The sequence below is a fragment of the Nioella sp. genome (genome assembly GCF_965215655.1).
GTDB lineage: Bacteria > Pseudomonadota > Alphaproteobacteria > Rhodobacterales > Rhodobacteraceae > Nioella.
In genome coordinates this window covers 3,225,123-3,241,601 of the sequence record NZ_OZ244111.1, presented here as the reverse complement: position 1 = coordinate 3,241,601, position 16,479 = coordinate 3,225,123, and the positions used below count along the sequence as shown (strand labels likewise).

Here is a 16,479-nt window from a genome sequence, read left to right as displayed (position 1 = left end):
ATGGGGGCCAATTGGCCCCCATCCCCATGGAGCGACCAAATAAATGATGGCAGCCAAATCTTTCTTGGGAATAACTCAGCAAGACCTTCTGACTGCACAAGAATTGGGCAGAGGTGATCTATCAAGATATCTAATTGCTCTAGCGGCTGTACGGAAAGGTTTTACTGTAGGCTTTGAGACTTTCGTTAGCAGTGAATCGAAATCCTTTTTCGGCACAGCACCTAACTATAATGGAAGATATCTAAGCGTATCGGATGGCAAGCGTACTGTTTACTTTGATGGAAGCAGAGGGCAAGACACACTTGCTCAAGTCAACAACCTTGCCGCCAAAAAAGATGAGTCTGGAATTATATTCAATGCGAAAGGGGTGCGAACACCTAAAAGCATTGTTATCTTCGCTTCAGAATTAGAAAAAATAAAGGCTTTCTTGAAGGCCTCGCGATCTGAAAGATTTATTCTGAAGCCAGCTTCGGGGTCTCTTGGGCAAGGTGTGGAAATAAACCTCCTTCCTTCCGACGTGCTTGAAATAGTGACTAAGAAGAGAAATAAGTGGATTCTTCAAGAAATGATTCATGGGCCTGAATATCGCATTTACGTTAGCAACAAGAAGGCCATTGCTTCATTCAAAAAGCTCGTACCAAGTGTTACTGGCGATGGGCGTAAAAGTATTAGAGAGCTCGTCAAAAATAAGAATGAAGATATTGCACTTGGGGGAATACCAAAAAATCAGATCAATCTGGAGCAATCAGAAATATTTTTGCGGAGCACGGGTAGATCACTCGAGTATAAGCCAAGATTCCTAGAGGTTGTCGAACTGAGTGATAAAAACTTTGTACCTGGGTTTGACACCGAGGACGTTACTAATACCATATCTGAAGAATTAAAAAGCGAAGCAATAAAAGCAACAATTGCTATAGGAATCCCAAACGCTGGCGTTGATGTGCTTTTGTGCACTGAGCGGAACCTTGCGTACGTGTTAGAAGTTAATCCCAGGGCGAACATACAACTCCACACTTTTCCGTCTCTAGGAAACGGTCAGGGGCTGAAAGTTCCAGAGTCTATATTAGATTATTACTTCCGAACCGAATCCAAGAAAGCTGTTTATCCTAATTTTCCAATCGACTTCTGTGAAGTGAAGAAAGCGTTGGGAACAGGTTTGTTTCGAAGGGTTGAGATTATTTCACCAAAGCCTGAGTGGATACTTCGACAAATTCACTTGGAAAATTCAATCGATTCCGCAATGAAAGTTGAGAAAATGTTGAAGATGGTTTGCATTTTTGTAAATTGGTACAAACGCTGTGAGGGCGATAATAAATTTGATGTGTACTTCTTGGATCGGGGTTATAGATCATTCATAAGAAGCTCAAGAAAACATACTGTGCCCATAATCAGCAAGGAAGTGGATAAACAAGTACTCCATGAATGATCGTGATATAAATTATAATCATTTAGAACAGAATCTGCGCAATCAACTGCCCGATTGCGCGGAGCTGGGCCTGTTTTGCCCCCCAGGCAAGGCCCAGGATAGGTTCGGCGCGCGCTCGGGCGCACACGGCGCGTCGCCGGACCTTCGAATAGAAGAACCGGCTGCTGTATTTTTGCAATGCGACGGTAGCCGAGGGCGCTCCTGCTCCACGGTGAGAGCCCTCTGGAGACCCGTTGGTTTCAGGCCGAAACCAGCGGGTCGACTTTTTGGAAAGATGCAGGCCTGTCAGCGCTAAGAAAAGGCTGAATTGTCGCTGAAATCGCATCGCGTTGCACCTGGTGTTGTGCTATTCTTGTCAAAACTGAAAAACGAGATGAAACGCGAGGTCATGGCCATGCAGCAACTGTCTGATTATTTAGTAAAAAACGTGGGGCAGGGCTATCCAAACCATGTCTAAGATGGTTTAACAAAAGGCGCCAAAGGCTTGAAATATCGAGTGTATACAGCTTTAAGGCGAGTTCGTCAGCATGTGGCATGTCCAATCGCACTGCTGCTGTTCGTTTGTGTGGGAGCTGCATCTGCTGAAACAGTCCTTGATCGTGTTCTGGCATCGTTCAGCAATCCGAGGTTGAACGGCGTCTTCGTCAATGCTTCGGAAACCACTTTCCATCCTTTGTCAATCGATCCAGCTTTTGCCGTGATCGATGGCACCATCAGCAACACGATTTATGGGGTAACCATTCCAGAAATCACCTCTGAAGTTTACGCTGCGGAAGCGCTTAGTGCGGTCGCTATATTCGAAGTTGGCGAAGAAGACGCCTTGGCGATTGGCGGCGTCAATACTGGTCAGATTATATTGGACCAGATTGAAGATATCAGTGCTGGAATAGAAACCGGTTCTAACGTGATGCTCGATCATGTCGCCACCACAATGACAAATGCATCGTCAATGCAACTAGGCCAACTTGGGGGAAGTTTCGAAAGCGCTGTGTTGGTAATGAACATGTCAGCCAATGAAGCAGCAGTTCGCGGTAGAGTTGAAAACCAGATTGCCAATGTAAGCGGGTCTGTTAGTCAAATAACAGCCACTGCTATTGGTGCAGCTAACACAGGCGCGATCCAGTCAGGTGTCTCTTCCGTAGTTGGTGAGATAACTGGTCTATGATATTTTCAACCGCGTGGCCAACCAATTTTGTTGATTTTCGACACGTCAACCTGTTGCTACTGACTCGGCGTTGATGCAGAACTTTGGCAGTAAAGGATTCACATCACGAATCCATGCAGTTAGACGGTCTGCATGAGTAAACCCGCTCCCGTCCGCTACCGCACTACGTACTGGTTCTACTACAACGCTGCGCTCCGCATGCGTGGATCGCTGCTGATCTGGCTGGACAAGGAGATGGCTTGGCACGCGACGCATGAAGGGCGCCCAGGGCGTCCGCCCGTCTTTTCGGACGCGGCGATCCAGTTCTGCCTGTCGATCAAGGTGCTGTTCAAGCTGCCGCTCAGGCAGACCGCAGGAATGGTCGCCAGCCTGCTGCGCCTGGCCGGGCTGGACTGGCCCGTTTCGGACTACTCGACCCTGTGCCGCAGGCAGAAGACCCTGAAGGTGCAGATCCCCTATCGCCGTGCTGGCGGGCCGCTGAACCTGCTGGTGGACAGCACCGGCATCAAGTTCCTCGGCGATGGCGCGTGGCAAGCCCGGAAGCATGGTGTTCAGGGACGACGCCAATGGCGCAAGGTGCATCTGGCGATGGATACGGCCACCTCCGACATCCGCGCGGTCGAGTTCACCCCCAGCCGGAAAGGCGACAGCCCCGTCCTGCCGGACCTGCTGGGTCAGGTCCCGGACGACGAAGACATAGGCACCGTTACCGCGGACGGCGCCTACGACACCCGCCGCTGCCACAGCGCCATCATCGCACACGGTGGCACTGCGATCATCCCGATCCGCAAGAACGGTCGGCCATGGAAAGACGACTGCCCAGCTGCCCGGGCGCGCAACGAAACCCTGCGCGCCACACGTCACTATGGCAGGGCGTTCTGGAAACGGTGGACGGGATACCACGCCCGCAGCCGCGTAGAGGCCAGGATGCGCTGCCTCAAGTCCTTCGGCGAGCGCATCGCCGCGAGAGACCCGGACCGCCAAACCGCCGAAATCCACATCCGCGTCGCTCTCATGAACCGCTTCAACGCCCTCGGCACCGCCGAGATCGCCCGCGCGGCCTGAAGCTCAAAGGGGAAAGGGGAAGTCACGCCTCAGGCCGTCTTTCTGCAACAACGCCACCGTGGGATTAACTACCTAGTGACGAACAACTGGAACTCGAACCGTAGATGAAATAACACGGTAGCCGTCTACCCGATCTACAGACAGGGTTTGATAGCGCTGTGCAGTTTCGTTGGATAGATAGCCAACATCGAGCCACACATTTCCCTGGCCTTCGACATGATAGTACGCTGGAACCACACGATTGATATGTGGCAGCGTCACGAACCTGTCAGATGACACAATGGACACTGGAACCGAAATAGGCACAAGAGAAACCACGTTGTTGGATGAGTGTTCAACAATCTGGTACAATTGGGGGCGCTCCGAACGGAGTGCCAATTCTACTGCGAGTTCAGTCTGAGGCCCCCACACGCCATCTATTGGGCCGGAATAGAAACTGTAGTAGGCCAAATTTGTTTGAACTGCTCTGACTGCGCGATAGTCGTGAGGACCAATCCGCTCCGCAAGCGATAGGGTATCGGACAGGCTCATATCCTGAGCAAACACGCCGCAAGACAGAGAGGTGTAGAACGCGAAGCACACGGCAACGAGGGACTTTGAGGTCATATTCATGCTTTCCTATTGTGCGTTCGACGAGTCGGACAGCTGTTTTCGGTATATGATATTATTCTCAATAGCTTGTACAATTGCAGCCTTGAGAAACTTTACTGTACATGGCGTTCTGACGCTGACATCGGCAATAGCGCTCCGCTGTAAAGTGAGGTCATCATAAGTGAACTTGTCTGAAAGGATGGCAATCGGCACACCCAAGTTGATCGAGCGAAACTTCAACAGCCAATTAATGGCATCATCCAAGCACTCGAAAACATCGATGTCGATAACCAAGACATAGTCATCTCTGAAAAAGGAGATGGTGAACGAGGGATCCTCTGCATCATGAAAGACAATCTTTGAGAAATCGCCAACCAACGAGTGAGCCGTGTGCCAGATAAAAGAGTCATTCTTGGACACAATGTAGATTGACGTGCTCTGAAGCGCGATTGGTTTCTCGCAAGCTGCAACTCGCTCAAACAAAGATATGCTAGAGGCGACTCTGTCACCACTACCGACCATACTATGCAAGTATTCTTCCCCTATTGGCAAGCGACACACTGCGCCACGTCGAAGACCACTGACACCACAAACCTAGATTATCACAGAAGCTCGGCGGCTTCGTTGAGCAAAAGAGAAGAAATAAATTCTATAGAAGTTAAAATATCGAAGGATATTTTTTTGAGTGGACTGATGCCTATTAAATCATTCTGTTAGAGCGTATCGGTCTGAACTTGAATCTTGAGGCGTCAGATGTGATTCATCCTGTTTGGGAGAATGGTTCATGTCAGCACCTTTGCCGGATGCGCTGCGGGCGCGGTTTCAGAGATACATTGAAGAAGGGTTGAGCGGGCGGGCGGCGGCGTTGCGTCTGAAGGTTTCGCCGGCCACAGGCGCAAGGTGGGCACATCAGGTGAGGACCAAGGGCCATGCGAAACCGGCGCCCCGGGGGCCGCCGCGAGGCAAGGGAAAGCTAGCGCCGCACCAAGCTTTCCTCGAGGAACTGGTCGCGCAGGACCCTGACATCACGCTCTTTGAGTTGCGCGATGCGCTGGCCGAGGCAGAAGTCGTTCGGGTGCATCATTCCTCCATCGCCAACCTGCTGTCCCGAGTCGGGTTCACGTACAAAACGTATGACCCGCCCCGCTGGCAAGTCGGTTGCTTCTGGCGATTACAGGTCGTGCGCTAACGTATCCGGCATAGTGGCACGTTGGCCCTCGCCATGATGGATATCCGCGCGTCCTGGCCCTCATAAAAGACTCGGCGTCGAGGCGCCGTTTTTTTTCCAGAGTTCCGGGGACGCGGGTGTTCGACCTTTCCGGCCATCAGCCTCCTTTCGCCAACCTCTCTACGCTGCGCATCCAGCCAAGTATATCGCAGCGTATCCTTTCGTTACGCCGTCACGCTCTGCCCCCATGCCGGCTCGAAGTCGACATTATGGCGCAAGCTCGCCCAAGCGATGCGGGCACGCGTTGCCATGTTTCCCCGGCATGCTTTCGGTCGGGCTGATCGAAGGCCTGCCGGATCGCGGCGGCGACGACGGTGTGCTAGCCCTTCGAGACATGCGCTAGGTGTGAGCTTTCAACAGGCTGAAAGTTGAAGGGAAGCCGGGTCTAAGGCCATACTCGGTTTTCAAGTCGCTCTTTGCGCGGCTGAGCGGAAATCAGTGGGTCATGTCATTCGGTACAAGAGCGTACCTTTACATTGGAGTGTTTTTGATCGTAACATTCCTTGGGATGTCCAATTGCAGGCTACTATTTTGGGTGTGGTTCATTACCTATTTGGGCTAGGAAATGGCCACTACATTTCGCCCCGACGTGGCTGCGGTTGCACGGTTGGCCCAAGCCTCCATCAACCTCCGCCGCTTGTCGGATAGGTCAGACCGGGCATAGGCCGCTTCGGCCTTGTCCTTGATCCCGTGTGCCAATGCCGCCTCGATCACCTCACGCGGGAAGCCCGTGGTCTCGCCCGCCCAATCGCGGAAGGTCGAGCGGAAGCCGTGCACGGTGATCGTGTCGCGCCCCATTCGACGGAGCACGGCGGTCATGCTCATGTCAGAGATAGGCTTGCCTAGTTTGGCTTCGCTTCCGAAGATCAGCGCCGCGTGGTCGCGCTTGGGGCCAAGGCAGGCGAGTGCCTCTGGTGTCAGGGGAACGCGGTGTTCCTTGCCCGCCTTCATCCTGCCCGCCGGGATCGTCCAAAGCTTCGCGTCCAGATCAATCTCAGCCCATGTTGCGCCGCGTGTCTCGCCAGACCGCGCTGCCGTCAGGATGGTGAAGGCCAGCGCCCGCGCTGCGACGCCCGTGCGGCCTGACAGGTCTGCCATGAACTCGGCAATCTCGGCATGGGGCAAGGCCGGGTGGTGTTTGACCGCCTTCACCTTGGTCGGTTTGGGAAGCAGGTGGTCAAGATGCCCACGCCAGCGCGCCGGGTTCTCGCCTGTCCGGATGCCCAGCGCGGAAGCGTAGTCCAGCACCGCCTCAATCCGCTGACGCACCCGGTTGGCGGTTTCGGGCTTGGCGGTCCAGATCGGTTTCAGGACGCCCATCACGTCCGCCGTCTCAATCCGCGCGACCTGCATCCGCCCAAGGCTGGGGAACACATAGGCCTCAAGCGTCGAGGTCCATTGCGCCGCGTGCTTGGCGTTTTTCCATCCGGGCCGCTTGCTTTCGATCAGTTCGAGCGCGGCGTCCTTGAACGTCTTGGGCTTGGCCTGCCGCTTCTTGGCAATCGGGTCTTCACCCTCTTGGATCATGCGCCGCGCTTGCAAGGCCCGGTCGCGCGCCATGGCCAGCGACACCTCGGGATAGGCCCCAAGCCCCAGATCGTGCCGCTTGCCCATGACCTGATAGCGCAGCACCCAAGACCGTGCGCCAGAGGCTTTGACGTAGAGAAACAGGCCCCGCCCATCGCCGTGCCGTCCGGGGGCAGCCGTTTCCACTTTCCGCGCGCTCAAAGACATATTGTTCCCACATTTGTTCCCACACTTGATACCGCTTTAGGATGAACGCCTGCGAACCGCAAGAGCGGGGCGTGAATTTAGAGCATTGTTTTTGCGTATATTTCCTGAACGCTTGCGAACGGCGTTAACCCCAGAAGAACCATAGTCATACGGACTTCGTCTCCGCCATTTCACGGCTAACCTGCTGATATAAAACGATACTGGTTTTCGGGAAGGCCGAAATACGCGCCCTGGTACAGTGAGGGCAAGGATGGCCACGATACCAAGGCTGGTTACGCGCGGGCGAACCTTCTATTTTCGCGCCTCGGTTCCACAGGGCAGAATCCCCTCCCTGCGTATCAGCGTCGCTTTCAATCCGGGTGCAGCGTCGGCTCCCGCGCGGGGCGGCAGGCCGCGACGAATGCAGCGAGGATTGCGCGGTCCAATGCGGTCAAGCGGTATTCCGGGTGCCACTGGACGCCAAGGGCGAAGGGGTGGCCGGGCAGTTCGATGGCTTCGACTCCCTTGTCATCTGCCTCGGCGCAGACCGTGTATGCGCCGCTTCTGTCGAGTGCCTGCCTGTGCAGGCTGTTGACGGAATGTCCGGGTTTGTCCCCGACCGACTTTCCGATCCGGTGCAAAAGCCCGTCATCCGCGATCCGGATGCCATGGGCCAGCCGTTCGGCGACGCAGTCGCCCGCGTGATCGGGGCCATGCGGACCCGCGGCGACATCGACCACCCGGCCGCCAAGCACCAGCCCCATCATCTGCAAGCCGTTGCAGATTCCCAGCACCGGTCGTTCCCGGTCCATCACAGCCCGGATCATTGCCTTGTCGAAGATCTGCCGTTCGGTGGATCCGGGATGCCCCGGAATTGACCCGGTGACGAGCAGCCCGTCGCAGAGTTCGGCGTAGCGGGGCACCGCAGCCTGGTCGAAGGGCAACAGGATCGCGGCCGCTCCGGCCTCGTTCAGCGCATCGACATAGTTTCGACGTACTGTGTAGGTGGCCTCGCTCGGAGGCTCTGCGTCATGGTGATCGACGGTCACACCGATCAGGGGAGGAAGTTGAACAACGGGCATTTCAGCGCGTGCCCAACCTGGCCCGCCGCGACAGCAGCTTGGCAAGCATCGACAGCGGGAAGGCGATGATAAAATACATCACGCCGACCCAGATGTAGATGTGAAGCGGCAGGAAATACTCCGTCGCCAGCGCGCGGCCTTCCAGAACAAGCTCGTTCACCGTGATCAGCGAGGCGAGCGAGCTGTCTTTCAGCAACGCCACGAAGGTGACGATCACCGGCGCAGCAACGATGCGCGCCACCTGCGGCAGGATGATCAGGAACAGCACCTGTCCGGGCAGGAAGCCGACGCTTCGCGCGGCCTCCCACTGGCCCTTGGGAATGGCCGACAACCCGGCGCGGTACACTTCGGCCATCTGTGCCGCGAAGGCCAGTCCAAGCCCGACAACCGCCGCCGGTTCCGCATCGAACACTACCCCGATGCCCGGCAGGCCGAAATAGATCAGGAACAGGATCGCCAGCACCGGCACACCGCGAAAGAAGATCACGTAGCCCTTCGCCACCCCGCGCAGCAGCGCGCTGGACGCGTCCTGCATCAGCGCCAGAACCAGCCCCACCACCGCCGCGAGGGCGAAGCCGAGCAGCGATATCCGCGCTGAGACGACGGCAGCCTCTGCCAGCCGGGGGCCCCATTGATCCGCGTATTGAACAAAGACGGAGAGGAATTCAAACATCGGTCGCGCCTCCAAACCGTTTTTCGAGCCGGGCCACGCCCCAGGCCAGCGGCAGGCTCATGGCAAGGTAGAGCAGTGCCGCCGAGGAATAGATCAGTGTCGTCTGGAAGGTCGATGTCACCATCGAACGGGCGTAGAACATGATCTCCGGCGCGGCGATGGCCGAAACCACCGAGGTATCCTTGAGCAGTTGCAGCGCATAATTGCCAAGCGGCGGCAACGCGACCCGGAAGGCCTGCGGCGACAGGATCAGCCAGATCACCTGCATTGGCGTCATGCCCACGGCCAGGGCCGCCTCGCTTTGACCCTTTCCGAGCGCGGAAAAGCCGGAGCGGTAGATATCGCAGGTCACGGCCGAACCGACCAGCCCCAGGCCGATGATCGCGGCGGGGATCGAGGTGATCGCAAAGCCGACGGAGGCCAGCCCGAAATAGAGAATGAACAGGTGGCTCAGCGCGGGGATGTTGCGCAGATATTCCACATAGGCGTCGATGGCGAAATTCAGCAAGCGCAAGCCGGAGAATTCGCGCACAAGCGCCAGCAGGAAACCGAGCGTCGCGGCAATGGCGAGCGAGGCCAGCGTCACGGTGATCGTCACCGTCGCCCCGGTCAGCAGGCCGGGCAGGATGGTTGAGGTCAGGAACTCCATGGGATCAGCCGTTCATGCGGCTCAGGAACGCCTTGGTGCGGTCCTTGCGCGGGGTTTCGATGACCTGGCGCGCCGGGCCTTCTTCCTCGATCACGCCATCGTAGAGGAACAGCACCCGGTCAGCGACGTCGCGGGCGAATGCGATCTCATGCGTGACGATCAGCATCGTCCGGCCTTCATCGGCCAGTTCGTGCATGACGTTCAGCACCTCCCCGACAAGCTCGGGGTCGAGCGCCGAGGTCGGCTCATCGAACAGCATCAGTTTCGGGCGCTGTGCCAATGCGCGGGCGATGGCGACGCGCTGTTGCTGGCCGCCCGAAAGCTGACCGGGCATCGCGTCGGCCTTCTCGGCCATGTGCACCTTGGCCAGCATCGCTTCGGCCAGGTCGCGCGCCTCGGCGGCGCTGGATTTCTGGACCTTGCGCACCGCGATGGCGATGTTGTCCCGCACGCTCAGATGCGGCCAGAGATTGAAGCCCTGGAACACCATGCCCATCTGGGCGCGCTGCGGCGCGAGATCCCGGTTGTTCATCGCGCGTCCGCCCGACCCGACGCCGACACGTTCCCCGTCCAGCAGGATTTCCCCCCGCGTGGGTGTTTCCAGGAAGTTCACGCAGCGCAGGCAGGTCGACTTGCCCGACCCGGACGGGCCAAGCAGCGCGATCTTTTCGCCCGGCGACACCTCGAAATCGATGCCTTTGAGCACTTCGACAGCGCCGTAGGACTTGTGAAGCCCGCTGACGGACAGGATTGGGTTTGACATGGAAGGCTTCCTTTCACCGGGCATCCGGGGCGGCACGAGGCCGCCCCTGACGGTCTTGAACCGATCGGATCAGCTGGAACACTCGGGCAGGGCGTAATCCTCGGGCCGGTCGACGCCGGCGCGGAAGTTTTCGCCGTTGGCGCTGTACCAGACATCACCGACAAGCCCGTAGCGCGCGCCGATCTCGGCCATCTCGCAGCTGGACCACATCTCAAGAATGATCTCGTCCACTGCCTGGCGCAGGTCGTCATCCGCCTGGTTGAAGCCGAACACCGTCTGGCCGAGCCCGGTCAGCAGCGGGAAATCGGGGTTGTTGTCGGTGAAGGCGAGGAACTGCATTCCCCAGTCGGGGTTCTGGCTGATCGCGTAGCCGATTACCGGCGGATCGCCGATCACCGCTTCGATCCGCCCGGCCAGCAGGTCGCGCACCGCCGCATCGGACGTGTCGTAGAGGTTCAGTTCCAGCCCCGGGATCGCGCGCAGTTCGGGCACGAAGGAAAAGCCGGTGATGGTGCCCACGGTGCGCCCTTCCAGATCGGCCAGGCTGTCCCAGTCGGTATCGACGGACTGCATGATACCATTGCGGAAGTAGTGGATCGGCTCCGACAGCGTCATGATCTGGGTGCGCTGTTCGGTCCAGCCCATGGTGCCGAGCATCACGTCGACGCGACCCGCCTGCACCGATGCGATGGTGCCCGACCATTCCATGAGCGCCGGCGCAACGTCGAGCCCCAGCCGTTCGCTGATGCGCTGCATGATTTCGCCGTCATAGCCGATCAGACGGCCATCCTGCCAGCCAGAGCCCGGCATATCGCCAGTGAACGCCACCGTCAGGTGCCCGTCTTCGACCAGGTCGAACGCTTCCGATTGCGCCAGGGTCGGCCCCGCGGCCGCCATTGCCGCGACCATAGCGGCACCGGCAATGAAATTACGCCTCTTGAACATATCAGTCTCCCTTGTTGAGCGACCCGGATCGCTGGTGCGCCCCGTGTCCGGTGCCTTTTTGGTAGCGATGTGTTTTCGGGATGGTCTTTCAGAAATCGGACATTATGTTAGGAAAACAGACTCCGAGAGGTGCCCTTGATCCCAGATCACCCGCCAAGCCCCGCCTCCGACCTGTCCTATGTCGACTGGCTGGACAGGATCTGGGATGCGCGGCTGGACCGATCCGACAGCCGGTCCGTGTCGCTCACGGTTGGGATTCTGCTCTGGCCGACCTTCCCGATGATGTCGCTGACGGGCATCGTCGAAAGCCTGCGCCATGCGGGCGATTACGGCGATCATTCCGAACAGCGCTACGTTCGCTGGCACATCCTTGGACCGCCCGGCGCGCGCGTCCGCGCGAGCTGCGGGATCGAGGTGGGCACGACCCACGACTATGTTCACCCCGGAGAGTTTGACATTCTCTTCATAGTGGGCGGGCTGCTGAGGGACATCGACGCTGCCCCGGCGGCACATCGGCGCTACATCCACGCGGCCCATAGGGTTGGCCGCACCATCGCCGGTGTCTGCACCGGCAGCTTCATCCTTGCGCAGGAAAAGCTACTCGACCGGCAGATTGCCTGCATCCACCCCTATCACGAGGCGGATTTCAAGCTGCATTTCCCCAATCACCGGGCAACGACCCGTTCCGATTACGAAGGGGAAGAGGGCATCGTGACGATCCCCGGCGGCATATCGATCCTGTCATTCATGACCCGGCTCATCCGCGACCATTTCGGGCCGGATAGGGCCGCCAAGGCGGTACACCAGTTGTCCCTGACAGAAGGCACGGGACTTGGGGAACTGCAACGCGTGGGCCTGTCGCGCCATATCGAGGCCACGGATCCACGGGTGCAGAAGGCGCTCGTCATGCTGGACCAACGCGCGACCGAAACACCCCGGATCAGCCAGATCGCCGCGTCGCTTGGCCTGACGGAGCGGCATTTCCTGCGTCTGTTCAAGGCACAGGTCGGCATGTCGCCCAAGTCCTACATGATCGACATGAAACTTAGGGCCGCGGTCTGGATGCTGCGCAACAGTTCCAGATCGGTGACCGCCGTCGCCTATGCGGCAGGCTTTTCAAGCGCTGCAAGCCTGTCGGGACATTGCGCCCGCCGCCTGAACGCAACGCCGAGCCAGATCCGTGCAGGTCGATTGGATCTCTGACTTTGCCGTCGCTCCGGTAGACATCTGTCCAAGCGGGATCGCTGCGCCAATGGCGTGGCGGGATTCAGATGCGGAACGAGGCAGATGGTCCGTTTCGCAACTGTGTCTGGTCAGAATTGGCCTCGCGGAGTCATCGGTGCCTTTGCCTCTGGTCATGCGACGCCTTTTGCGGTGCGGCATATCGCGCTGCGCTGCGGAATTTTGGCTTTGTAGTGGCGGGTATGCATGAAAATTAACAGTCGACTCGCTTGATTATGCGCGCACTTGGCCGTTTCATGGGCACGAGGACCGGCACGCGACCGGCCAAGACAGGGAGAATTCACATGCGTATCCTGCAATCCACGGCACTTGCGCTGCTTCTGGGCAGCACCGCCGCCTTTGCCACCACCACCGATATCACGGTCGGCATGCAGCTGGAGCCGCCCAATCTGGACCCGACCTCAGGCGCCGCTGCCGCGATCGACGAGGTGACCTATGCCAATATCTTCGAAGGGTTGACCCGCTTCGCCTCTGACGGGTCGGTTATTCCGGGCCTCGCCGAAAGCTGGGACATTTCCGAAGACGGGCTGACCTATACCTTCCACTTGCGCGACGGTGTGATGTTCCATGACGGCACCAGCTTTACCGCCGAGGACGCGGTGTTCAGCCTCGACCGTGCCCGCGCGGAAGGCTCCACCAATGCGCAGGGCGGGCTCTTTGCCGGGATCGACAGTGCCGAAGCCGTGGATGACACCACGCTTGTGGTGACGCTGTCGGCCCCCAATGGCAGTTTCCTGTTCAACATGGCCTGGGGCGATGCGGTGATGGTTGCGCCCGAAAGTGCCGACACGAACGCCACCAATCCCGTGGGCACCGGCCCCTTCCGGTTCAGCGAATGGGTGCAGGGGGACCGGGTGGAACTGGTCCGGAACGAGGACTATTGGGGCGAGCCCGTGGCTCTGGAGGCCGCAACCTTCCGTTTCATCAGCGACCCGAACGCCGCCTTCGCCGCGATGATGGCGGGCGATGTGGATGCCTTCCCGGTCTTCCCCAGCCCCGAAACGCTCGCCCAGTTCGACGCCGACCCGCGCTTCAACGTCATCGTCGGTTCGACCGAGGGTGAAACCATCCTGTCCACCAACAACATGGCAGACCACCTGAGCGACGTGCGCGTCCGTCAGGCCATTGCCCATGCGATCAACCGGCAGGATATTATCGACGGGGCCATGTTCGGCTACGGCACCCCCATCGGCACCCATTTCGCGCCGCACAATCCCGACTATGTCGACCTGACCGGCATGTCCCAATACGACCCTGACCGTGCCCGCGCCCTGTTGGCCGAGGCCGGGGCCGAGGGCATCACCCTGCGCCTGATGCTGCCGCCGCCCTCCTACGCGCGTCGCGGGGGCGAGATCGTCGCCGCGCAGCTTCGCGATGTGGGGCTGGATGTAGAGATCACCAACCTCGAATGGGCACAGTGGCTGGAACAGGTGTTCCGCGGTCATGACTTCGACCTGACCATCGTCAGCCATACCGAGCCGATGGATATCGGTATCTACGGGCGCGAGGACTACTACTTCCAGTACTCCTCGGGCGCGTTCAACGCCGTGATGGAGGAGCTCAACGCCACCACCGACCCGGCGGGCCGATCTGCGCTGCTGCAACAGGCACAGCGGATCATCGCCGAGGACTACGTGAACGGCTACCTGTTCCAGCTGGCCAAGACCGGTGTCGCCAATGCCGATATCGAGGGGTTGTGGGAAAACTCTCCCACCCAGGCCATCGACCTGACCGGGGTCCGCTGGACCGACTAAGGTCTGCCCCGCAGACAGCCCCCGCCGCGAGGCGGGGGTTTTTCTTTGCAACGATTGCCCCGATGACACCTCCCCAGACCACCCGCGTGAACAAGGTGCTGCCCGGCGTGCTGTTCAGCCTGCTGGCGATCCTTCTGTTCGACCTGATGGGGCTGATCATCAAGCATTTGTCCAGCACCTATGGCGCGGCAGAGCTGTCGGCATGGCGCAATCTGTTCGGTCTGATCCCGGCCAGCATCGCGCTGTGGTCGACACGGAACTGGCACGCAGGAGGGCGCAAGCTGCGCCTCAGGCAATGGCAGATTCCGGTCATTCGGGGACTGGCGGTGACCGTCGCGCAGTTCTGCTTCTATCTTGCGCTCGGGCGGCTGGCCTTCGCCACGGCCGCCACGATCTCTTATTCCAACGCCTTGTTCATCCTCGTCTATTCCGTGCCCCTGTTGGGCGAGCGGGTGGGCCTTTTCCGCTGGTCTGCCGCGCTTGTGGGGTTTGCCGGTGTGGTGATGGTGATGGGACCGGGGCGCGACAGCTTCACATGGGAGGCGCTGCTGCCCCTCATCGCTGCCGCGCTCTATGCTTTCGCCGGCGTGTCCTCTCGGATGATGGATGAAGACGTGCCAAGCCCGCTGATCAACCTGTGGTCCTCGTCAGTCTCTGCCATCGGGGCCTTTTCGCTTGCCTTGGCGCTTGGCGGATTCACCGCGCCCGCGTCCCTGACCGATATGGGCTGGATCCTGATGATGGGGCTCTGCGGCGGGTCAGCGGTGCTGAGCATGGTGGTGGCCTACCGCATGACCGAACCCGGAAACCTTGCCCCCTTTGCCTATCTGGGCATTCCAACGGCCTTCGTTCTTGGCTGGCTGTTCTTCGGGGAAAGCCCGTTCTCAGACCTGTTTCCCGGTGCCATCCTGATCATCGCTGGCGGGTTGATGATCCTCTGGCGGGAGCGGCGCATCGCGCAACAGGCCTGATCCGGGCGGGACCAAATTCCTTGCACGGAATTTCCAAGGATCTTGCAAGATCCTTCCCCCGCTCAGATGGCCACCGGTGCGCTGTCATCCTCATCTGCGATATCCAGAACCACCGCCCCGCGCCGGTGGCGCCCTTCCACATGGAGGTAACCGTCGCGGATCCGGTCAAACGGATACACCCGGTCGATCAGCGGCTTCAGATGCCCCTCGATCACCAGACGCGCGAGCATCTTCACGCCTTCCCGGCTGTCGCCATTGACATGCAGTTTCATCCGTGGGCCCCGCCCCAGACCGGACCACATCGCCCGAGGCACATCGCCCAATCCGAAGTTCAGCGGCAGGAACAGCCCGTTTGGCGCAAGGATGCGCTTGGCCGAGTGAAAATCCATTGCACCTACAGTGTCGAAAACCACGTCGAACATCGTATCGCGCTGACTGACATCCTCTGTCTGGTAATCCACGGTCTCTTCGGCGCCAAGCGCCCGAACATAGGACAGGTTCTCGCCGCTGGCGACGCCTGTGACCTCGGCCCCCAGCCACCGGGCGATCTGCACCGCGTAGCCACCAACCCCGCCCGAAGCTCCAACGACCAGCACCCGCTGACCCGGCTGCACATCGGCCACGTCTCGCAAGAACTCCAGCGCGCACAGCGCCCCGAAGGGCAGTGCAGCCGCCTCTTGGTCCGACAGGCCACCGGGAATGGCGGCAATCGCGCCCTCCGCCGACATCGTCATGTATTCCGCATGCGCCCCGAAGCCGCTGAACCCGAACACCCGGTCACCGGGTTTGAAGCGGGTCACGCCCGCGCCGACGGCGTCGACCATCCCGGCGAAATCCCCGCCCAGAACAGGTTTGCGCGGGCGAAAAAGCCCGGTCATCAGCCGCCCCGGCAGCCACAGACCACCGGGAAAGGCCGAGGCGCGCAACCGCCAGTCCGCCGTGGTGATTCCGGCCGCCGTAACGCGGACCAGAACCTCGCCCTCCGCCACATCCGGCCGAGGCATTTCGACCGGTCCCACAACCTCGGGGCCGCCATATCGCTGATAAACCATCGCTTTCATTTTCGGTCTCCTTCATCTCTGTTGAGGAGGGGATAGACCAATGGTCGTCATGCGTGAATTGAGAGAATGTGCAATCGAACCATGCATGAATGCATGAATGTGGGGCGCCTCAAAATAATAGCCCCCGCCGGATCGCTCCGCCGGGGGCCAC

At 59.2% G+C, this 16,479-nt stretch carries 15 protein-coding genes; 7 read left to right on the top strand and 8 right to left on the bottom strand.

All coding sequences use genetic code 11. The features are described 5' to 3' along the window. The first annotated feature begins 43 nt into the window (after positions 1 to 43). From ACOOEX_RS16170 to ACOOEX_RS16160, 3 genes are all read left to right on the top strand, one after another. Positions 44 to 1,426: a hypothetical protein gene (locus ACOOEX_RS16170; RefSeq protein ID WP_420395798.1), complete on the top strand. Its 1,383-nt coding sequence runs from the start codon at positions 44 to 46 to the stop codon at positions 1,424 to 1,426. A 484-nt stretch (positions 1,427 to 1,910) separates the two neighbouring features. Further along, on the top strand, positions 1,911 to 2,591 hold the full coding sequence (locus tag ACOOEX_RS16165) for a hypothetical protein (RefSeq protein WP_420395797.1): 681 nt from the start codon (positions 1,911 to 1,913) through the stop codon (positions 2,589 to 2,591). A 132-nt stretch (positions 2,592 to 2,723) separates the two neighbouring features. Continuing rightward, positions 2,724 to 3,656: an IS5 family transposase gene (locus tag ACOOEX_RS16160; protein WP_420395796.1), complete on the top strand. Its 933-nt coding sequence runs from the start codon at positions 2,724 to 2,726 to the stop codon at positions 3,654 to 3,656. A gap of 72 nt (positions 3,657 to 3,728) precedes the next feature. Here the strand turns inward: ACOOEX_RS16160 and ACOOEX_RS16155 are convergent, their stop codons facing one another. Continuing rightward, positions 3,729 to 4,187 carry a peptidoglycan-binding domain-containing protein gene (locus ACOOEX_RS16155; RefSeq protein WP_420398386.1) on the bottom strand — a complete coding sequence of 153 codons (459 nt, stop codon included), beginning with the start codon at positions 4,185 to 4,187 and terminating at the stop codon, positions 3,729 to 3,731. 844 nt (positions 4,188 to 5,031) lie between these two features. Between ACOOEX_RS16155 and ACOOEX_RS16150 the strand changes: the two genes are divergently transcribed. Further along, positions 5,032 to 5,436 (top strand): transposase, encoded by a 405-nt coding sequence (locus tag ACOOEX_RS16150; protein WP_420395795.1) that lies wholly within the window; start codon positions 5,032 to 5,034, stop codon positions 5,434 to 5,436. A gap of 597 nt (positions 5,437 to 6,033) precedes the next feature. Here the strand turns inward: ACOOEX_RS16150 and ACOOEX_RS16145 are convergent. The 6 genes from ACOOEX_RS16145 to ACOOEX_RS16120 all read right to left on the bottom strand — a co-directional run bounded on the left by ACOOEX_RS16145 (position 6,034) and on the right by ACOOEX_RS16120 (position 11,300). Further along, positions 6,034 to 7,209, bottom strand: a complete 1,176-nt coding sequence (locus tag ACOOEX_RS16145) for a tyrosine-type recombinase/integrase (RefSeq protein WP_420395794.1) — start codon at positions 7,207 to 7,209, stop codon at positions 6,034 to 6,036. 350 nt (positions 7,210 to 7,559) lie between these two features. Then, positions 7,560 to 8,270, bottom strand: a complete 711-nt coding sequence (locus tag ACOOEX_RS16140; RefSeq protein ID WP_420395793.1) for a gamma-glutamyl-gamma-aminobutyrate hydrolase family protein — start codon at positions 8,268 to 8,270, stop codon at positions 7,560 to 7,562. Position 8,271: 1 nt separating this feature from the next. Then, positions 8,272 to 8,943 (bottom strand): amino acid ABC transporter permease, encoded by a 672-nt coding sequence (locus tag ACOOEX_RS16135; RefSeq protein ID WP_306046217.1) that lies wholly within the window; start codon positions 8,941 to 8,943, stop codon positions 8,272 to 8,274. Next, complete coding sequence (locus tag ACOOEX_RS16130; protein ID WP_420395792.1) at positions 8,936 to 9,592, bottom strand: amino acid ABC transporter permease; 657 nt, start codon at positions 9,590 to 9,592, stop codon at positions 8,936 to 8,938. Before ACOOEX_RS16130 ends, ACOOEX_RS16135 begins: the two co-directional genes overlap by 8 nt. A 4-nt stretch (positions 9,593 to 9,596) precedes the next feature. Next, positions 9,597 to 10,355: an amino acid ABC transporter ATP-binding protein gene (locus tag ACOOEX_RS16125; protein WP_420395791.1), complete on the bottom strand. Its 759-nt coding sequence runs from the start codon at positions 10,353 to 10,355 to the stop codon at positions 9,597 to 9,599. Between the two features lie 69 nt (positions 10,356 to 10,424). Beyond that, positions 10,425 to 11,300: a substrate-binding periplasmic protein gene (locus ACOOEX_RS16120; protein ID WP_420395790.1), complete on the bottom strand. Its 876-nt coding sequence runs from the start codon at positions 11,298 to 11,300 to the stop codon at positions 10,425 to 10,427. A 135-nt stretch (positions 11,301 to 11,435) separates the two neighbouring features. On the opposite strand from ACOOEX_RS16120, the gene ACOOEX_RS16115 reads away from it, so the two are divergent. From ACOOEX_RS16115 to ACOOEX_RS16105, 3 genes are all read left to right on the top strand, one after another. Further along, positions 11,436 to 12,503, top strand: coding sequence for a GlxA family transcriptional regulator (locus ACOOEX_RS16115; protein WP_420395789.1), 1,068 nt, complete (start codon positions 11,436 to 11,438; stop codon positions 12,501 to 12,503). Between the two features lie 323 nt (positions 12,504 to 12,826). Further along, complete coding sequence (locus tag ACOOEX_RS16110) at positions 12,827 to 14,296, top strand: ABC transporter substrate-binding protein (RefSeq protein ID WP_420395788.1); 1,470 nt, start codon at positions 12,827 to 12,829, stop codon at positions 14,294 to 14,296. Positions 14,297 to 14,358: 62 nt separating this feature from the next. Then, positions 14,359 to 15,267 carry a DMT family transporter gene (locus tag ACOOEX_RS16105; RefSeq protein WP_420395787.1) on the top strand — a complete coding sequence of 303 codons (909 nt, stop codon included), beginning with the start codon at positions 14,359 to 14,361 and terminating at the stop codon, positions 15,265 to 15,267. 62 nt (positions 15,268 to 15,329) lie between these two features. Here the strand turns inward: ACOOEX_RS16105 and ACOOEX_RS16100 are convergent, their stop codons facing one another. Then, on the bottom strand, positions 15,330 to 16,328 hold the full coding sequence (locus ACOOEX_RS16100) for an NAD(P)-dependent alcohol dehydrogenase (protein ID WP_420395786.1): 999 nt from the start codon (positions 16,326 to 16,328) through the stop codon (positions 15,330 to 15,332). Between the last annotated feature and the right edge of the window lie 151 nt (positions 16,329 to 16,479).